This is a genomic window from Leptotrichia sp. HMT-225, from assembly GCF_030644325.1.
GTDB classification, from domain to species: Bacteria; Fusobacteriota; Fusobacteriia; order Fusobacteriales; family Leptotrichiaceae; genus Leptotrichia; species Leptotrichia massiliensis.
This window is the reverse complement of record NZ_CP130323.1, coordinates 1,534,753-1,550,900: the sequence shown is the minus strand read 5'-3', so window position 1 is coordinate 1,550,900 and position 16,148 is coordinate 1,534,753. Positions and strand designations below refer to the sequence as shown.

At 28.1% G+C, this 16,148-nt stretch carries 17 protein-coding genes; 14 read left to right on the top strand and 3 right to left on the bottom strand.

Going from position 1 to position 16,148, the window contains the following annotated elements:
• Positions 1-74 precede the first annotated feature (74 nt).
• The 3 genes from argH to QU666_RS07580 form a co-directional block, all read right to left on the bottom strand.
• On the bottom strand, positions 75-1,454 hold the full coding sequence (argH, locus tag QU666_RS07590; protein WP_021768116.1) for an argininosuccinate lyase: 1,380 nt from the start codon (positions 1,452-1,454) through the stop codon (positions 75-77).
• Between the two features lie 151 nt (positions 1,455-1,605).
• Entirely contained in the window at positions 1,606-2,028 is a 423-nt protein-coding gene (locus tag QU666_RS07585; protein ID WP_021768117.1) for a type II toxin-antitoxin system HicB family antitoxin, read from the bottom strand.
• Between the two features lie 37 nt (positions 2,029-2,065).
• Positions 2,066-2,260 (bottom strand): type II toxin-antitoxin system HicA family toxin, encoded by a 195-nt coding sequence (locus QU666_RS07580; protein WP_021768118.1) that lies wholly within the window; start codon positions 2,258-2,260, stop codon positions 2,066-2,068.
• A gap of 270 nt (positions 2,261-2,530) precedes the next feature.
• On the opposite strand from QU666_RS07580, the gene QU666_RS07575 reads away from it, so the two are divergent.
• The 14 genes from QU666_RS07575 to QU666_RS07510 all read left to right on the top strand — a co-directional run bounded on the left by QU666_RS07575 (position 2,531) and on the right by QU666_RS07510 (position 15,996).
• Positions 2,531-2,773, top strand: a complete 243-nt coding sequence (locus QU666_RS07575) for a KH domain-containing protein (protein WP_036069730.1) — start codon at positions 2,531-2,533, stop codon at positions 2,771-2,773.
• Positions 2,773-3,165: a thioesterase family protein gene (locus QU666_RS07570; RefSeq protein ID WP_021768120.1), complete on the top strand. Its 393-nt coding sequence runs from the start codon at positions 2,773-2,775 to the stop codon at positions 3,163-3,165. The genes QU666_RS07575 and QU666_RS07570 overlap by 1 nt, the downstream gene beginning before the upstream one ends.
• A gap of 31 nt (positions 3,166-3,196) precedes the next feature.
• On the top strand, positions 3,197-3,625 hold the full coding sequence (rpiB, locus tag QU666_RS07565; protein ID WP_021768121.1) for a ribose 5-phosphate isomerase B: 429 nt from the start codon (positions 3,197-3,199) through the stop codon (positions 3,623-3,625).
• Positions 3,626-3,824: 199 nt separating this feature from the next.
• The gene (locus QU666_RS07560; protein WP_021768122.1) at positions 3,825-4,166 is read left to right on the top strand and encodes a histidine triad nucleotide-binding protein; all 342 of its coding nucleotides are present in this window, start codon (positions 3,825-3,827) and stop codon (positions 4,164-4,166) included.
• 36 nt (positions 4,167-4,202) lie between these two features.
• Positions 4,203-6,386, top strand: coding sequence for a DKNYY domain-containing protein (locus QU666_RS07555; protein WP_021768123.1), 2,184 nt, complete (start codon positions 4,203-4,205; stop codon positions 6,384-6,386).
• Positions 6,387-6,560: 174 nt separating this feature from the next.
• Positions 6,561-8,780, top strand: a complete 2,220-nt coding sequence (locus QU666_RS07550) for a DKNYY domain-containing protein (RefSeq protein WP_036069734.1) — start codon at positions 6,561-6,563, stop codon at positions 8,778-8,780.
• 174 nt (positions 8,781-8,954) lie between these two features.
• The gene (locus QU666_RS07545) at positions 8,955-10,907 is read left to right on the top strand and encodes a DKNYY domain-containing protein (protein ID WP_036069737.1); all 1,953 of its coding nucleotides are present in this window, start codon (positions 8,955-8,957) and stop codon (positions 10,905-10,907) included.
• A gap of 111 nt (positions 10,908-11,018) precedes the next feature.
• A complete protein-coding gene (locus QU666_RS07540) occupies positions 11,019-11,789 on the top strand; it encodes an RNA methyltransferase (protein ID WP_021768126.1) in 771 nt (256 codons plus the stop codon).
• 97 nt (positions 11,790-11,886) lie between these two features.
• Positions 11,887-12,771 carry a BRO family protein gene (locus QU666_RS07535; RefSeq protein ID WP_021768127.1) on the top strand — a complete coding sequence of 295 codons (885 nt, stop codon included), beginning with the start codon at positions 11,887-11,889 and terminating at the stop codon, positions 12,769-12,771.
• 7 nt (positions 12,772-12,778) lie between these two features.
• On the top strand, positions 12,779-13,096 hold the full coding sequence (locus QU666_RS07530) for a TfoX/Sxy family protein (protein WP_036069739.1): 318 nt from the start codon (positions 12,779-12,781) through the stop codon (positions 13,094-13,096).
• A gap of 18 nt (positions 13,097-13,114) precedes the next feature.
• Positions 13,115-14,038 carry a deoxyribonuclease IV gene (locus QU666_RS07525; protein ID WP_021768129.1) on the top strand — a complete coding sequence of 308 codons (924 nt, stop codon included), beginning with the start codon at positions 13,115-13,117 and terminating at the stop codon, positions 14,036-14,038.
• 30 nt (positions 14,039-14,068) lie between these two features.
• Entirely contained in the window at positions 14,069-14,569 is a 501-nt protein-coding gene (locus tag QU666_RS07520) for a hypothetical protein (RefSeq protein WP_021768130.1), read from the top strand.
• A gap of 83 nt (positions 14,570-14,652) precedes the next feature.
• Positions 14,653-15,327, top strand: a complete 675-nt coding sequence (locus QU666_RS07515; RefSeq protein WP_036069740.1) for an NAD(P)H-dependent oxidoreductase — start codon at positions 14,653-14,655, stop codon at positions 15,325-15,327.
• A 60-nt stretch (positions 15,328-15,387) separates the two neighbouring features.
• Complete coding sequence (locus tag QU666_RS07510; RefSeq protein WP_021768132.1) at positions 15,388-15,996, top strand: hypothetical protein; 609 nt, start codon at positions 15,388-15,390, stop codon at positions 15,994-15,996.
• The last annotated feature ends 152 nt before the right edge of the window (positions 15,997-16,148 follow it).

Sequence of the window (16,148 nt, the reverse complement as noted above, 5' to 3'; positions counted from 1 at the left end):
ATATAAACCTTTATTGCAAGATAAAATTTCGTGGCAATGAGCAATCCTACAAAAATAAAAAATAAAAACTCCTATTATAAAGTTTCTAAAAATTTCTTTCCATTTTCAATTTGCATTTCAACATTTTTTATAGAGGTTCCACCAAATGAATTTCGTTTGTTTACGCAGTTTTCAATTGTGATTTCTGAAAGAATGTCATCTTTGAAAACGTCAGAAAATTTATGAAATTCTTCGAGTTTCATGTTGTCAATTGCGATTTTCTTATCTTCGCAGTAGGATACGATTTCTCCAACGATTTTATGTGCCTGTCTGAACGGAACGTTGTGTTTTGCAAGGTAATCGGCTACGTCTGTTGCGTTTAGGAATCCAGCTCGCATTGAAGCATAGATTTTTTTATTATTTACTGTTATTGTATCAAGCATTAGGTAGAAAATTTCGATGGATAATTTGATATTGTCAATAGAGTCAAAAATTCCTTCCTTGTCTTCCTGCATATCCTTATTATAAGCTAGTGGGAGTGCTTTCATTGTTGTTAAGATTCCCATAAGATTTCCGTAGATTCTGCCTGTTTTCCCTCTTACAAGTTCGGCAATGTCGGGATTTTTTTTCTGTGGCATAATTGAAGAGCCAGTTGCAAAGGCATCATCTAGATTTATAAATGAAAATTCGGATGTGCACCAGATAATAATTTCTTCTGAAAATCTTGATAAGTGCATTGAAATTACTGAAATAATCATTGCAAGCTCAATTATAAAATCTCTGTCGCTTACAGAATCAAGACTATTTTCCGTAGGCTTTGAAAATCCAAGTTCTTCTGCCACAAAATGTCTGTCAAGATTAAATGTAGTTCCAGCCAATGCCCCTGCTCCAAGTGGCATTTCATCACTTCTTTTGAGAAAGTCCTCAATTCTTGAAATATCCCTTTTAAACATTTGAAAGTAAGCCATCAGGTGATGAGAGAATAAAATCGGTTGAGCCCTTTGTAAATGAGTATATCCAGGAATAATAACATTTTTATATTTTTCAGCAAGTCCTAGCAGTACATTTTCCATTTTTACAAGCAAATTTGAGATTTCACGGGCTTCTTTTCGTACATACATTCGCACGTCAAGAGCCACCTGATCGTTTCGGCTTCTGGCAGTATGCAATTTCCCAGCCACAGCCCCGATAATCTGTGTCAACCTTTTCTCAATCGACATATGAATATCTTCATCTTCAATTCTAAACTCAAATTCTCCCTTTTCAATTTCATCCTTTATCTGAAGCAACCCATTTTCAATATCTTTTTGTTCATTTTCCGCAATAATCCCTTGTTTAGCAAGCATTCTACTATGTGCAATACTTCCTGTTATATCTTCCTCATACATTCTTTTATCAAATGTAATAGACGCATTAAATTTTTCTAACAATTTATTAGTTTCCTTATGAAATCGCCCTTCCCACATTTTTTTCATATTTTTCAGTCCTTTCTAAAAACATAATTTATTTGTATATTATATCAAATAAAACCTTATTTTTAAATAGTTTAGAAGTATAAATTAAAATTATGTATAAAAAAATTTTGGATAAAAAAACACAGTCAAAATAACTGTGATTTTATGAATTTTAAATACCTAATTCTTGTTTTAAAGCCTTTTGAAGAGTGTTTGAAAAATTTATATTATTTCTTTTTGCCATTTCATTTAGCCAGCTTGGAATTGATACATTTTTTCTTACGATTTGATTTTTGCTTTCTTTCACATATTTTTGCATATCTAAACTTACATATGATTTAAAACTTTGATTTGGAATATAAAATTCTTTTTCATCATTTCCAATCTTTATTTCAATATCGTCTATATTGCTGGCTTTAGGAAGTTCATTCTTATTTATAAAATCATCATATAAATAAGTCCCTATATAATCTTGAGCCATTTCCATTGCTTCCTCCAGTGTTTCTCCTTGAGTTGCACCATTGTCAAAATCTGGAAAAACAACTACAAAGCCACCTTCGCTGGCTTTGTGGAATATTGCTGGATATACTAGCATTTCGATACCTCCTGTTTTTTCTTTTTTAGAAACAAGGCTATTTTTTAAGCCCTGCTTGCGTTAAAATTGTATGTTCCATACCTTTTTTCAATTCTTTAGAATGATATGGAACTAAGGTTGTTCTGCCTGTACTTTGATTGAAAAATTTTCTATGAGAACCTTTACCGCCATTAATTTCAACAAAACCATTTCTCAATAAAAATTTAATCATTTCCTTTGGTTTCATTGGCATAGTATCACCTCAAATTCATTATACATAATATTGTGTAAAAAATCAATACTAAATTTTTAATAATCACTAATTTATATTATCGGACGTTTATGATTAATTGTATATTATAAAAACAAACAAACAATATTTATAATTAAATTTTATAATAATTTATACCAAAAAATTTTCTTCAAAAAATTAATAAACAAAATTTGATAAGAATATTGAAATTATGATATAATAGTTATAAGAAAATAAAATTTTAAATAAAAAATGGAGGAAAGAAATAAAATGAGTAAATATTTTGAAACTGTGGATTTTTGGGTTGAGAATTTATTGGATTCAACAGAAAGCTATACAATTGAAAGCAATGAAAAAGGGAAATTTGTAGATATAACGATTAATGTAATAAAAGATGATATGGGGAAAGTAATCGGGAAAAACGGAAGAATAATCACAGCACTTAGGGTTCTTATGTCTTCACTTGCAAAAAAAGATAGAAAAAGTGTAAAAATTGAAGTTAAGGAAATGTAATGAAAAAGAAGAGCTTTAAACTTAGAGTTTACTATTATGATACTGATAAAATGGGAGTTGTATACCATTCAAATTATCTAAAATGGATGGAAATGGCACGAACTGAATATTTTAGGGATGTTTTTCCATATAAGAATATGGAAGATATGGGATTTATTTTACCAGTAAAGACGCTAAATATTGAATATATTAATTCTGCAAAATACGATGAAGAAATCGAAATTTCTGTGAAAATTGAAGAAATAAACAATATTAAAATCAGATTTTCTTATGAAATGTACAATTCAGACGGAGTTTTAAAGGCAAAGGCTGAAACCGTAAATGTTTTTGTGGATGAAAATGGGAAATTGAAAAGAATTTCAAATGAGTTACTAGAAGAACTTATTAAATAACTTATTATTAAGAAGAAAAGAGGCTTTACAAATGAAAATAGCGATTGGAAATGATCATGCAGGGGTAGAATTTAAAAATAAAATGATGAAGGAGCTTAGAAGCAAGGGGTATGAAGTTATGAATGTCGGAACTGATACTTTAGATTCAATTGATTATCCTGATATTGCAAAAGAAGTTGGTGAAAAAGTTCTTGCTGTGGAAGTAGACTTTGGAATTTTAATCTGTGGAACTGGAATTGGAATTTCTATTGCTGCAAATAAAATAAAAGGAATTCGTGCGGCTCTTTGTCACAATGAATATACAGCAAAACTTTCAAGGCTTCATAATAATGCAAATATAATAGCGTTAGGAGCTAGAGTTTTAGGAGAAGATTTGGGATTAGCATGTGTTGAAGCGTTTGTAAATACAGAGTTTGAAGGTGGCAGACATGCTAAAAGAGTTGGGAAAATAGAATTATAATTTAGAAAATATCTTCAAAAATTCTAATTAAATTTATTACTAAATATTTATTAGACTTGTTCAGAAATTATTAGAATTTAATAAAATAAATATTATGAACCAAGGGGTCTTGACCCCTTATTAAAATAAAAAAACATTGAGTTTTTGAATACATCTATTTTAAAAAATATTTAAAAAATAAAATAAGGGAGTGATTTTTATGTCAACAATTTTTAAAAAGATAATAGATAAGGAAATACCAGCAAATATTGTATATGAAGATGAAGAGTTCTTGGCTTTTCATGATATAAATCCAGCGGCAAAAGTTCATGTGCTTGTAATTCCAAAAAAGGAAATTAAAAATTTGGATGCGGCGACTAAGGAAGATGTTTTACTGCTTGGTAAATTACAGTTGACTGTGGCAAAAGTGGCTAGAATTCTGGAATTAGATAAAGATGGTTATAGAGTTATAACTAACATTGGGGACAATGGTGGACAGGAAGTTTATCATATTCATTACCATATTTTAGGTGGAGAAAAATTACCAGTTACATTGAAATAGAAACAGTAAAATTTTCTAAAATTATGGAGGAAGTGCATGAAAAGCAGACTTTCTAAAATTGTAATTTTTGTCTTTCTTGTGGCAAATCTAGGAATGGCTGAATATATAAAAAAAGATAATGCTGTTTACTATAAGGATGAAATATGGCAGGCTGATGAGAATAAGGTAAATGATGCCGATTTTAAGACATTTGTAGAGCTGAATAGGATTTATGGGAAAGATAATAAAAATGTTTTTTATAGAGACGAAAAACTAGAAAATGCAGATTTTAAAACATTTCAGGCAGTTGGGGAAAATATTGGAAGAGATAAAGATAACTTTTATTGGTATAGCCAAAAAGTAAAAATAAATCCAAAAGATTTTAAATTTTATAAAAATAAGGATAAAATAGTATATTTTAGAAATAATGGTAAAATATATGATTTAGAAGGATTAGATGAACTTAATGGAATTAAAGATGTAGATACTTTTGAAGTACTGGATGATGAATATTCAAAAGATAAACATAATATTTATTATGATGGAGTAACTTTGTCTGATGTTGATATGGACACTTTTCAGATAATAATGCCAGATGCTTATGCAAAAGATAAAAACAAGGTGTACTATGGTTCAAGACCAATAAGGGAAGTGAATCCAAAAACAGTAAAAATTTTAAGTGAAATTTACTTGAAAGATGATAAAAGTGTATTTACAAAATATGGGAAAATTGAAAATGCTGATTTGGACAGTTTTGAAGTTTTAGGAGAAATGCATATTTACGCAAAAGATAATAAAAATGTTTATTTATTTGGGGAAATAATTAAAAAAGCAGATCCTAGAACTTTTGAAATAATTTCAGAAATAGCTTTTGCAACATATTCAAAAGATAAAGAAAAAGTTTATATTTCTGGAATGGAAATAAAAGGAGCAGATTCAAAAACATTTGAAAAATTAGAAAAATCAACTTTTTACTCAAAAGATAAAAATAACTTGTACTATCAAGAAGTAAAAATTGATAAAATTAGAGATAATTTAGAAAATATGAGTGCTGGAGTGCTTGATATTATAAAAAATGGAAATAGAATTTATGCTAATGGAAATAGTCTTGATATAGAAAATCCAGAAAATTTTAAAATAATAAAAAATGATTATTACAGTGATCCAAATATAATTTATGGAAAAAACAACAAAAATATATACGTAATTATAGGAAATGGACAAAAAATTCGTAGTAAAGTAATAAAAGATGCGGACATAAATTCTTTTGAAATAATGGAAATTGGTGCATATTCACGAGATAAAAATAATATTTATTTTACGTATTCTGATGTTGTGAAAATAAAAGATGTAGACAAAGACAGTTTTACTATTGGAGAACATGGCTTTTCACATGATAAGAACAGTGTTTATTTTTATGGGAAAAAGATAGATGGAATCAGTCCAAAAGGCTTTAAGATTGTTGATTTAGCTGTTAATTCTGGGGATTCTGTAACATTTGCACTATTGACAGACAGTAAAAATTTATATAAATTTATTTATGAATTTGATACTGAAACGTATAAATTGAAAAATACAAAATTGGTTACTGTAACGAATGTAAAAGTAGATGCTCCGAGTTTTGAGATTGTTAAAGAAGACACGGGAAGTTATTATAGGGATAATGACAGCGTTTTTTATTATGATATGAATAAAAATGAACTAAGAAAAGTCGAAGGTAGTAATAGCAAAAGCTTTGTTGAAATGGATAATTTTTTTGCAAAGGATAATAAAAATGTCTATTATCTTGGGAAGCAAATTAGGAATATCAGCTCAGAAGGGTTTAAATTTGTTGGTCCAGATATTGCAAAAAATAAAAATGGTGTATATTTTTTGAAAGATGAAACTGGAGAAGGAGATTATGAGATAGTACCTTTAAATTTTGACAGCGCTTCATTTGATATAGCGAATAAGGGTACGAGTAATTATTTTAAAGATAAAAATGGGATTTATTATCTTGATTACGGTAAACTGTTAAATTCAGAATTAAAGGATGTGCAGAATGCCTTCATTAAACTCAAAGGAGCAGATATTCCAACATTTAAAGCATTTGGATATGGGTATTCCAAAGATAAGAATAGAGTTTATTGTGAATATAAAGAATTTAAAGGGGTGGATGTACCAAGTTTTACTGTCGTGCTAGAAGATGAAGGAGTTGTAGTTAAGGATAAAAATAGGACTTATGAAAATGAATGTGAGTAATAAGTAAAAATTATTTTGAGTTATATTTTGGTAAGATTGCTTTAAAACATAATTTAGAAATCATAATTATCCTGCTAAAATTCTTTTTAATTATCTGATTTAATTTTGAAAAGTTTTAAATATTTTTAAATGTTTTTTGATAAATTGTTTATAAAAGGAGTTGGAGGAAATTTTATGAAAAGCAAACTTTCTAAAATTGTAATTCTTGTCTTTCTTGTGGCAAATCTGGGAATAGCTGAATATATAAAAAAGGATAACGCTGTTTACTATAAGGATGAAACAGAGCAAGCTGATGAGAGAAAAGTAGAAAATGCGGATTTTAAGACATTTGTAAAATTAAATGATGTTTATGGGAAAGATGGGAAAAGTGTTTTTTATCTTGATAAGAAGTTAATAGATGCTGATGTTAAGACTTTTCAGGTAATTGGGGAAGTCAATGGGAAAGATAAAAAATATATTTACAATTATGATGAAAAAATGGAGATAAATCCGAAAGATTTCAAACTTTATAAAAATAAGGACAAACTTTTGTATCTTAGAAATAATGGCAAATTGTATATTGGAGGAAGTTTTCTTGAAGTTGAATATGTTCAGGATTTGAATAGTTTTGAGGTAATTGATCAAGGTTATTCAAAGGACAAGTATAATATTTATTATGCTGGAACGCCGATATATGATGTTGATAAAAGCACATTTCAGATAATAATGCCTGATTATTACGCAAAAGACAAGAATAATGTGTACAGTGGCTCTGATAAAATAAAAGATGTGAATCCTGATACGATAAAAATATTAAATCAGGTTTATTTGAAGGATGATAAAAATGTATTTCTGAATTTTGGACAGAAGATAAAAAATGCCGATACGGCTACTTTTGAAGTAATAGGAGAAAATGGAGCTTATGGAAAAGATAAAAATAATGTCTACTATCTTGGTGAAAAAATAAAAGGAGCTGATGCAAAATCTTTTGAAGTCATTTTAGAGCCTAGCGATCTTGTTCAAATGTATTCAAAAGATAAAAATGGTATCTTTATTGGAGGCCGAAAAATAAAAGAGGCTGATTTGAAAACTTTTGAAAGGCTTTCTGGAACAACTTATTATTCAAAGGATAGAAATAATCTTTACTATCGGGAATTGAAAATTGATAAAATTGATAAGAAAAATCTTAAAATTTTGTATTCTGGTGGAATTGACGTGGTAAAAAATGGGAATAGAATTTTTTCAGAAGGGGAAAAACTGAATATAAAAAGTCCAGAAACTTTTGAAATAATTTTGAGCAAGTATTATAACGTTCCAAATTTAATTTACGGAAAAGACGATAAAAATGTGTATGTAATTTCAAAATCAACAAAATTTGATGAAACTTATTCAAGCAAAATAATAAAAAATGCAGATGCAAATTCTTTTGAAGTAATGAAAAATAATATGTATACAAAAGATAAAAATAATATTTATTTTACACGAAATGATGTTGTAAAGTTGGAAGGTGCTGACAAAGATAGTTTTGTTATTCAAGAAAATGAGAACGATTTTTCTTACGATAAAAATAGTGTATATTTTATGGGGAAAAAAATAAATGGAATAAGTTCTAGTGAGTTTAGAATTATAGATTTGAATAACAGAAATGAATCTTTTTATTTCCTGACTGACAATAAAAATTTATATAAATTGATTACTATTTTTGATGAAGATAGTGGTAAAATTGTAAAAACTAAGTTAGTTACCATAGAAAATCCAAAAGTGGATACTAAAAGTTTTGAAGTGATAAATAAAAACTTTGATACTTATTATAGAGATAAAGATACTGTTTATTATTATGATGCGGATTTTGGCAAAGAATTGAAAAAACTGGAAGCGGCTGACAATAACAGTTTTGTAAGTTTGGAAGCAGACTTTGGAAAAGATAACAGGAATATTTATTATAATGGAAATAAATTGGAAGGCGTAAATTCTGATGGATTTGAAATTTTAGATGAAAACGCTATAATTTTTAAAAATAAAAATAATGTATACTTTTTGAAAGCTGAAAATGAAGAAAAAAAATATCAGCTTATATCTTTAAATTTTGACAGCAGTTCCTTTAAGCCTGTTCATAAACGCAGTGAATATTTTAAAGATAAAAACGGAATTTATTATTTTGATTATTCAAATTTGGAAAAATTGGACACCGAGAAAACTGAGGATATCCAAAATAAACTATTTTTTAAAATAGAAGGCGTAGATGTTCCGACATTCAGGGAACTTCAATTTGGATATTCAAAAGATAGGAATAGAGTGTATTGTAAAAATAAGGAAGTTAAAGGTGCAGATGCAGAAAGTTTTATTATATTTTATGCAGATGAGGGAGTTGTAGTTAAGGATAAAAATAGGACTTATGAAAATGATTGTGAGTGACAAGTAAAAATTATTTTATTTATATTTTAGTAAGACTGCTTTGAAAAAGAATTTAGAAATCATAATTATTCTACTAAAATTCTTTTTAATTATCTAGTTCAATTTTGAAGAGTTTTAAATATTTTTAAGCATTTTTTGAATAAATTATTTAGAAAAGGATTTGGAGGAATTTTTATGAAAACTAAATTTTTTAAAGTTATATTAGGGGTGTTTATTTTAGCAAATTTTGGAATGGCGGAATATGTGAAAAAGGATAATGAAATTTATTATAAATATGGTAAAGAAGATAATTCAGGATTTAAAGTTGAAAATGTGGATTTGAAAACATTTAAAATATTGAATGATAAATATGCGAAAGATGATAAAAGCGTTTATTTTTTAGGAAATAAATCTTTTGAAGATGTGGACAGTAAAACTTTTGAAGTGCTACCAGACAATTATTCAAAAGATAAAAATAATGTTTACAGTCCAATTAACGAATGGATTCAGAAAATAAACGGGGCAAATCCAAAAACAATAAAAGTTTTGAGTCAATATTATTCAAAAGATGATAAAAATGTATTTTATAATTCAGATAAAATTTTAAATGCAGACATAAATTCGTTTGTGGTTCTGGAGGGATACCATAGTCATGCAAAAGACAAAAATTCAGTCTATTATTCAGGAGAAAAAATTGAAGGTGCGAATCCAAAAACATTTAAGGTGATTTCAGACGGATCATATTCCAAAGATGATAAAAATGTGTATGCTGGATTAGACATTGTAAAAGGTGCAGATCCCCAAACTTTTAAGGAAGTTTCTGGAACAAATTATGCCAGAGATAAGAATAACCTGTATTATTACTTTGGAGATGTTAAAAATCTTGGGAAAATAAATGAAAAAGATTTTAAAGTTTTGGATAATGATTTGATTAAAAATGGAAATGAAATATTTTATTCTGGAGAAAAATTAGGTATAAAAAATCCTGAAGAATTTGAAATAATAAAAAATAATTCAAGTAATTCAAGTACGATTATTTATGGAAAAGATAATGAAAACATATATGCCATAACACCATACAAAGAAACTGGGTATCTTATAATAAAAAATGTTGATAAGGATACTTTTGAAGTAATGAAAGATAGCAATTATTCTAAAGATAAAAATAATATTTATTATACAAGAATGGATGTTATCCAATTACAAGATGTAGATAAAAATAGTTTTACTATTGTAGAAGATGAAGATTTTTCATATGATAAAAAAAATGTTTATTATAGAGGAAGAAAACTAAATGATATAAGCCCAAATGGCTTTAAAGTTGTAAGGCTTGTTAATAGACGAAATATACCACTTAATTTTTTGAGTGATAGTAAAAATATATATAAACTTGTTACAGTATATGATGAAAAAACTGATAAACTGAAAAGTGTAAAAGTAGTTGCAGTAAAAAATCCTAAAGTAGATTCTAAAACTTTTGAAATATTTGATTACTGGGAAAATTATTTCCGTGATAAAAATAATGTATATTATGAAAATGAATTGTATAAAATGGGCTTAAAAAAAATAGCAGGTGCAGACAGAAAAAGTTTTAAGGTTTTGAATGATGAATTTTCAAAAGACAAAAATAATGTTTATTATTATGGAAATAAAATAAACGGTGTAAGTCCAGATGGATTGGAGTTTGTTGGAAACAAATTTGTATTTAAAAATCATGAAGATTTTGTTTCTTTCATAAAAGATAAAAATAATGTTTATTATTTGAAAGGGAAAATTGGAAATGAAAAATATGAAATAATGCCTTTAAACTTTGACAGCAAGACCTTTAAATATTCTAATAACGGTTTTTATGAATTAATTAATTCAAATTATACTGGTTATTTTCAGGATAAAAATGGAGTTTATTATTTTAATGGATTAGCTAAATTAACTCCAAATAATATTTTATCTAAAGTTGAAAATGCTGATATTCCATCATTTGTACAATATATGGCAGGTTATGCAAAAGATACAAATAAAGTATATTGTGGAACTAAGGAAGTTAAAGGTGCAGATGTTGAAAGCTTTGCAGCATTTACTATAGATGGTGAAGATATAATAAAAGATAAAAATAAAATTTATAAATACACAGACAGTTGTGAACAATAATTAAACATAAATATTTTAAATTATACAGAAATCCCTCTAAAATTGAGCTTTATGAATTGAATAGATTGGGATTTTTGTACTTTTAAATAAGTAGAAAGCGGAAAATATAAAATGAGAGATGTAATAGCAAGTCCAGATAACAAATTTTATAAATTGTTAAAAAAACTGGATAAAAAGAAGTATCGTGATGAAAACAGTATTTTTAAGGCTGAAGGGGAAAAGTTTCTGAATGAGAATATTAATTTTAATAAAATTATTGTGAAGGAATCGAAATTTGAATATTTTGATGAAAGATATGAGATTGCTAAGCATGATAATTTAACGATTTTGAAAGATAATCTGTTTGATGAGGTTTCAACGCAGGAAAATAGTCAAGGGATAATTTTTTTATATTCTAAAAATTTGAATACAATTGAGGATATAAAGGGAGATGTGGTAATTTTAGATGATATTCAGGATCCAGGAAACGCTGGAACAATCATCAGAACAATGATTGCTGCAAATTTCCAAAATTTAATTTTGACAAAAGGTTCTGTAGATGTCTATAACCCAAAGACAGTACGTGCCACAATGAGTGGAATTTTCAAGTTAAATATAATTTATGAAACACCTGAAAAAATTGTGGAATTTTTGAATAATAAAAATTATTTAAAAATAGCGACTGCTTTACACGAAGATTCTATTTCCTATGAAAAAATAGAATTATGCGAAAATAATGCGTTTATTTTTGGACACGAAGGTGGCGGAGTGTCTGAATATCTGATAGAAAATTCTGATATAAAGGCGATTATTCCAATTTATGGGAATATAGAATCATTGAATGTGAGTGTAGCGACAGGGATTTTTCTTTATAAGATGAGGGAGAAATTACAAGGCTTATAAAAATTGTGGAGATAATAATATGAGTGAAATTTTGTGATTATGAAAATTAATATAAATATTAATATAGTTCGAAAAACTACATAAGGGGTGGAAAATAATGGAGAATAATATACAAATATTTGAAGGTAAAAAAATTAGGTCTGTTTGGGATAATGAAAAGGAAGAATGGTATTTTTCTGTTGTCGATGTTGTAGGAGCATTAACGGATAGTGTAAATACTAGAGATTATTGGTATAAAATGAAAAAAAGAATGACAGATGAGGAAAAAAGTGAATTGTCGACAATTTGTCGACAGTTGAAGTTAAAAGCACCTGATGGAAAAATGAGATTAACAGATGTTGCTGATATACAAGGAATTTTCCGAATTATTCAGTCAATTCCGTCTCCTAAGGCAGAACCATTTAAAATGTGGTTGGCACAAGTGGGAAAAGACAGAATAGATGAAATTACAGATCCAGAACTAACTATTGATAGGGCATTGGAAACATATTTGAAAAAAGGATATTCAAAAGAATGGATAAATCAGAGATTACAGGCTATTCAAGTTAGAAAGGAATTGACAGATGCTTGGCAAGAGCATGGAGTAAAAAAGGGAATAGAATATGCAATTCTTACAGATGAAATTTCAAAGGCATGGTCTGGGATGGCAACTAGAGAATATAAAGATTTAAAAGGATTAAAAAAAGAGAATTTAAGGGATAATATGTCAACTTTGGAACTTGTACTTAATATGCTTGCAGAAGCTACAACAACAGAATTAACTAATATTCATAATCCAAATGGCTTGGAAGAAAATAAAAAAGTTGCAAAACGAGGTGGAACAATAGCAGGAAATACTAGAAAAGAGATTGAAGCAGATACTGGAAAATCGGTTATTACAGCTAAAAATGCAGTAGATTTTTCTAAATTGATTGAGGATGTAGTAAAAGATATTCCTGATATAGTTAAAAATTCTAAAGATGAAGAAAAAAGCGAGGAGTGAATTAAATATGGCTTCAAGTAAAGAATATTTAAATTTTGTATTGGAACAGTTGTCGGAAGTGGAAAATATTAGATATAGAGCAATGATGGGAGAATATATTCTTTATTATAGGGAAAAAGTTATTGGTGGGATTTATGATGACAGGTTTCTTGTAAAGGCTGTAAAATTGGCAAAAGAGCTTATGCCGAATGCTTTGCATGAAATTCCTTATGAGGGGGCAAAGGAAATGTTGCTTGTTGATGATGTTGAAAATAAAGAGTTTTTGAAGAATTTATTTGAAGCAATGTATGATGAACTTCCTGTTTTTAAGAAAAAAAAGAAATAATAGAAAGGTAAAATAGAAATGTCGAAAAAAGAAATGTTTAAAATTGGATCACATGTGGGAATGAGTGGGAAAGATATGCTTTTGGGATCAGTTAAGGAAGCGGTTTCTTATGGCTCGAATACTTTTATGATTTATACTGGAGCACCGCAGAATACACGGAGAAAGCCGATTGATGAGCTGAATATTGAGGCTGGGCTTAAACTTATGAAGGAGAATAATATTGATATTGATGATATTGTTGTGCATGCTCCTTATATAATTAATCTTGGGAATGCTGTAAAGCCTGAAACTTTTGAGATTGCAGTGCAGTTTTTGAGAACGGAGATTGAAAGGACAGATGCTATTGGAGCGAAGAGAATTGTTCTTCATCCAGGTGCTCATGTTGGGGAAGGTGAAGAAGTTGGGATTAATAAGATTATTGAAGGATTGAATGAAGTTTTGACAAAAGATCAGAAAACAACTGTGGCACTTGAGACGATGGCTGGAAAAGGTACAGAATGTGGAAGAAGTTTTGAAGAAATTGCAAAAATTATTGACGGTGTAAAATTAAAGGATAAACTGACAGTATGTTTTGATACTTGCCACGTTCACGACGCTGGATATGATATTGTAAACGATTTTGAAGGAGTTATTGAAGAGTTTGACAAAATTGTAGGAATTGATAGAATTTCGGTAATTCATTTGAATGATAGTAAGAATGTATGTGGTGCACATAAAGATAGACACGAAAATATAGGATTTGGAAACATTGGCTTTGAAGTGTTAAATAAAATTGCACATTTTGAAAAATTTTCTCATTTGCCAAAAATTCTAGAAACACCTTATGTGGCTTTGAGTGATGATAAAAAGGCTAAGAAAGTTCCGCCGTATAAATTTGAAATTGAGATGTTGCGAGCTGGGAAGTTTAACAAAGATGTGATGGAGAAAATCAAAAATCAGTAAATTCTATTGGAATATGAAAGGAATTGATGCATGATAAAAAAAGGATTATTTTTATTGTTTTTGTTATTTTTGGTTTCGTGTGGTAATAAAGAAGAAAAAATATATGAAAAAGAATTAATGAATATTGAAGTTAGCGGGTACGATAATTCTAAACAATTTAGCGAGAGTGATGTAAAAGAGATAAAAAAGATGCTTCGGAAAAAATTTGACAATTTAGAATTAATAGCCGTAACAAAAGATGGACGATTTTTTATAAGAAAAAACATAATCGATGGTAAAAATAAAGAATTAACAGGAAAAGAAGTTACAATTGATAGAGTAGATATTATTGATACCATTGGAGAATGGTGTGAAGAAAAAGGTATAGAGTTTAAATTTATAATTAATCAATTTTATGATAAAAAACAGAATAAAGAAATTAGTCGTTCGATTTATTATTCTCATATTTTACAAATCAAATACGAAGACGAAGATTATAAAAAAGCACTTAAAGAAGGGTTTTCTCAATATTCAAGAGCTACAAGATTTTAGAATAGAAAATAATTTTTTAAATAAATAAAAAAATAGTAAAGTTTATATAAGATATGATAAATATACAGAAAGAAGTGATAAAAATGCTAAAAGATAAAGAATTAACAAAAAAGGAAATGTTTGAAATATTTAACAGAAGATATGCGTGCAAAAAATATGATAAGACAAAAGTTGTTTCAGATGAAGATTTTATGGCAATTATTGAGGCAGGGCGACTTTCTCCTAGTTCATTTGGACTTGAGCCTTGGAAATTTATTCTTGTGAAAAATGAGGAAATGCTGAATGATATGAGAGAGTTTGCTTGGGGAGCGATTAACAGCTTGAATGGGGCGAGCCATATTGTTATGGTGCTAGCTAGAAAAGGTGTTACTGGTGATAGCGGGTATTTTGAAAAAATTGGGAAGGAAATAAAAAATATTTCTGATGAAAATTTGAAGATTAGAAAAGAATTCTTTACAAAATTTCAAAAAGAGCATTTTAAGTTGCTGGAAAGTGAAAGAGCATTATTTGACTGGGCTTCAAAACAGACTTACATTGCAATGGTAAATATGATGAATATGGCTGCGGCTCTTGGGATTGACAGCTGTGCAATTGAAGGATTTAATAAAGAAATGGCTGAAAAATACTTCTCTGAAAAAGGTGTCTTTGATTTGAAGGAATATGGAATTTCGTATTTTGTAAGTTTTGGGTATAGAGATGAGGATATTACTCCGAAAACTAGAAGAGAACTGTCGGAAGTTTATGAGTTTGTTGAGTAGTTTTCGAATACTTGAATTTTGAATATACTCAAATTAATTTATTACAGAAAGAGGATTTTTATGAAAAAAATTTTTGTAATTATATTGCTGGTAACGGTATTTTCGTGTGGTAATAAAAATAATCAACATGAAAATAAAAATAAACCAAATAATACATCTGAACAGACGAGTCAAAAGCAAGAAAGTTCAGAACAGATATCAGAAGGAACGAAGAAAAAAAGAATAGAAGCAGAAACAACTTATGAAAACGATTTAATGAAAGTTAAGGTCGATGGAGGTCCTGAATATAAACAATTAAGTGATAAAGATGTGACTGAAATAAAGCAGATTATCCAAAAAAAATTTAAAAATTCAGTAATAACTGCTGTAACAAACGATGGACGTTTTTTTATAGTGCAAGCAGTTAATGATCCTACAAATAAAGAAGAAACTGCTAAGGAAATTATTATTGATAGAGTTGATATTATTGAGACTATTGGGAAATGGTGTAAAGATAAAGGAACAAAATATAAATTTGTAATTGTTCAGTTTTTTGATTTGGATAAGAAAGAACGGATTAGCGAGTCCATATATTATTCATATATTTTAGAAAACCTTTATGAAAAGGAAGAATACAAGCAGGCAATAAGTGATGCTTTTGATAAATATAAAAGAGCTATAAGATATTAAAATAGAAATTATTTTTCCAAAAAAGTGTATTTGAATTGAAGAAATATAGAGTTTCAGTGATGGTAAGTTTTGGGTATAGGGCTGAAGAACAACTTAAAAAATTAAGAAAACTGCCTAAAAAATTTTTGAAAATAATAAAAAATAAAAGAATT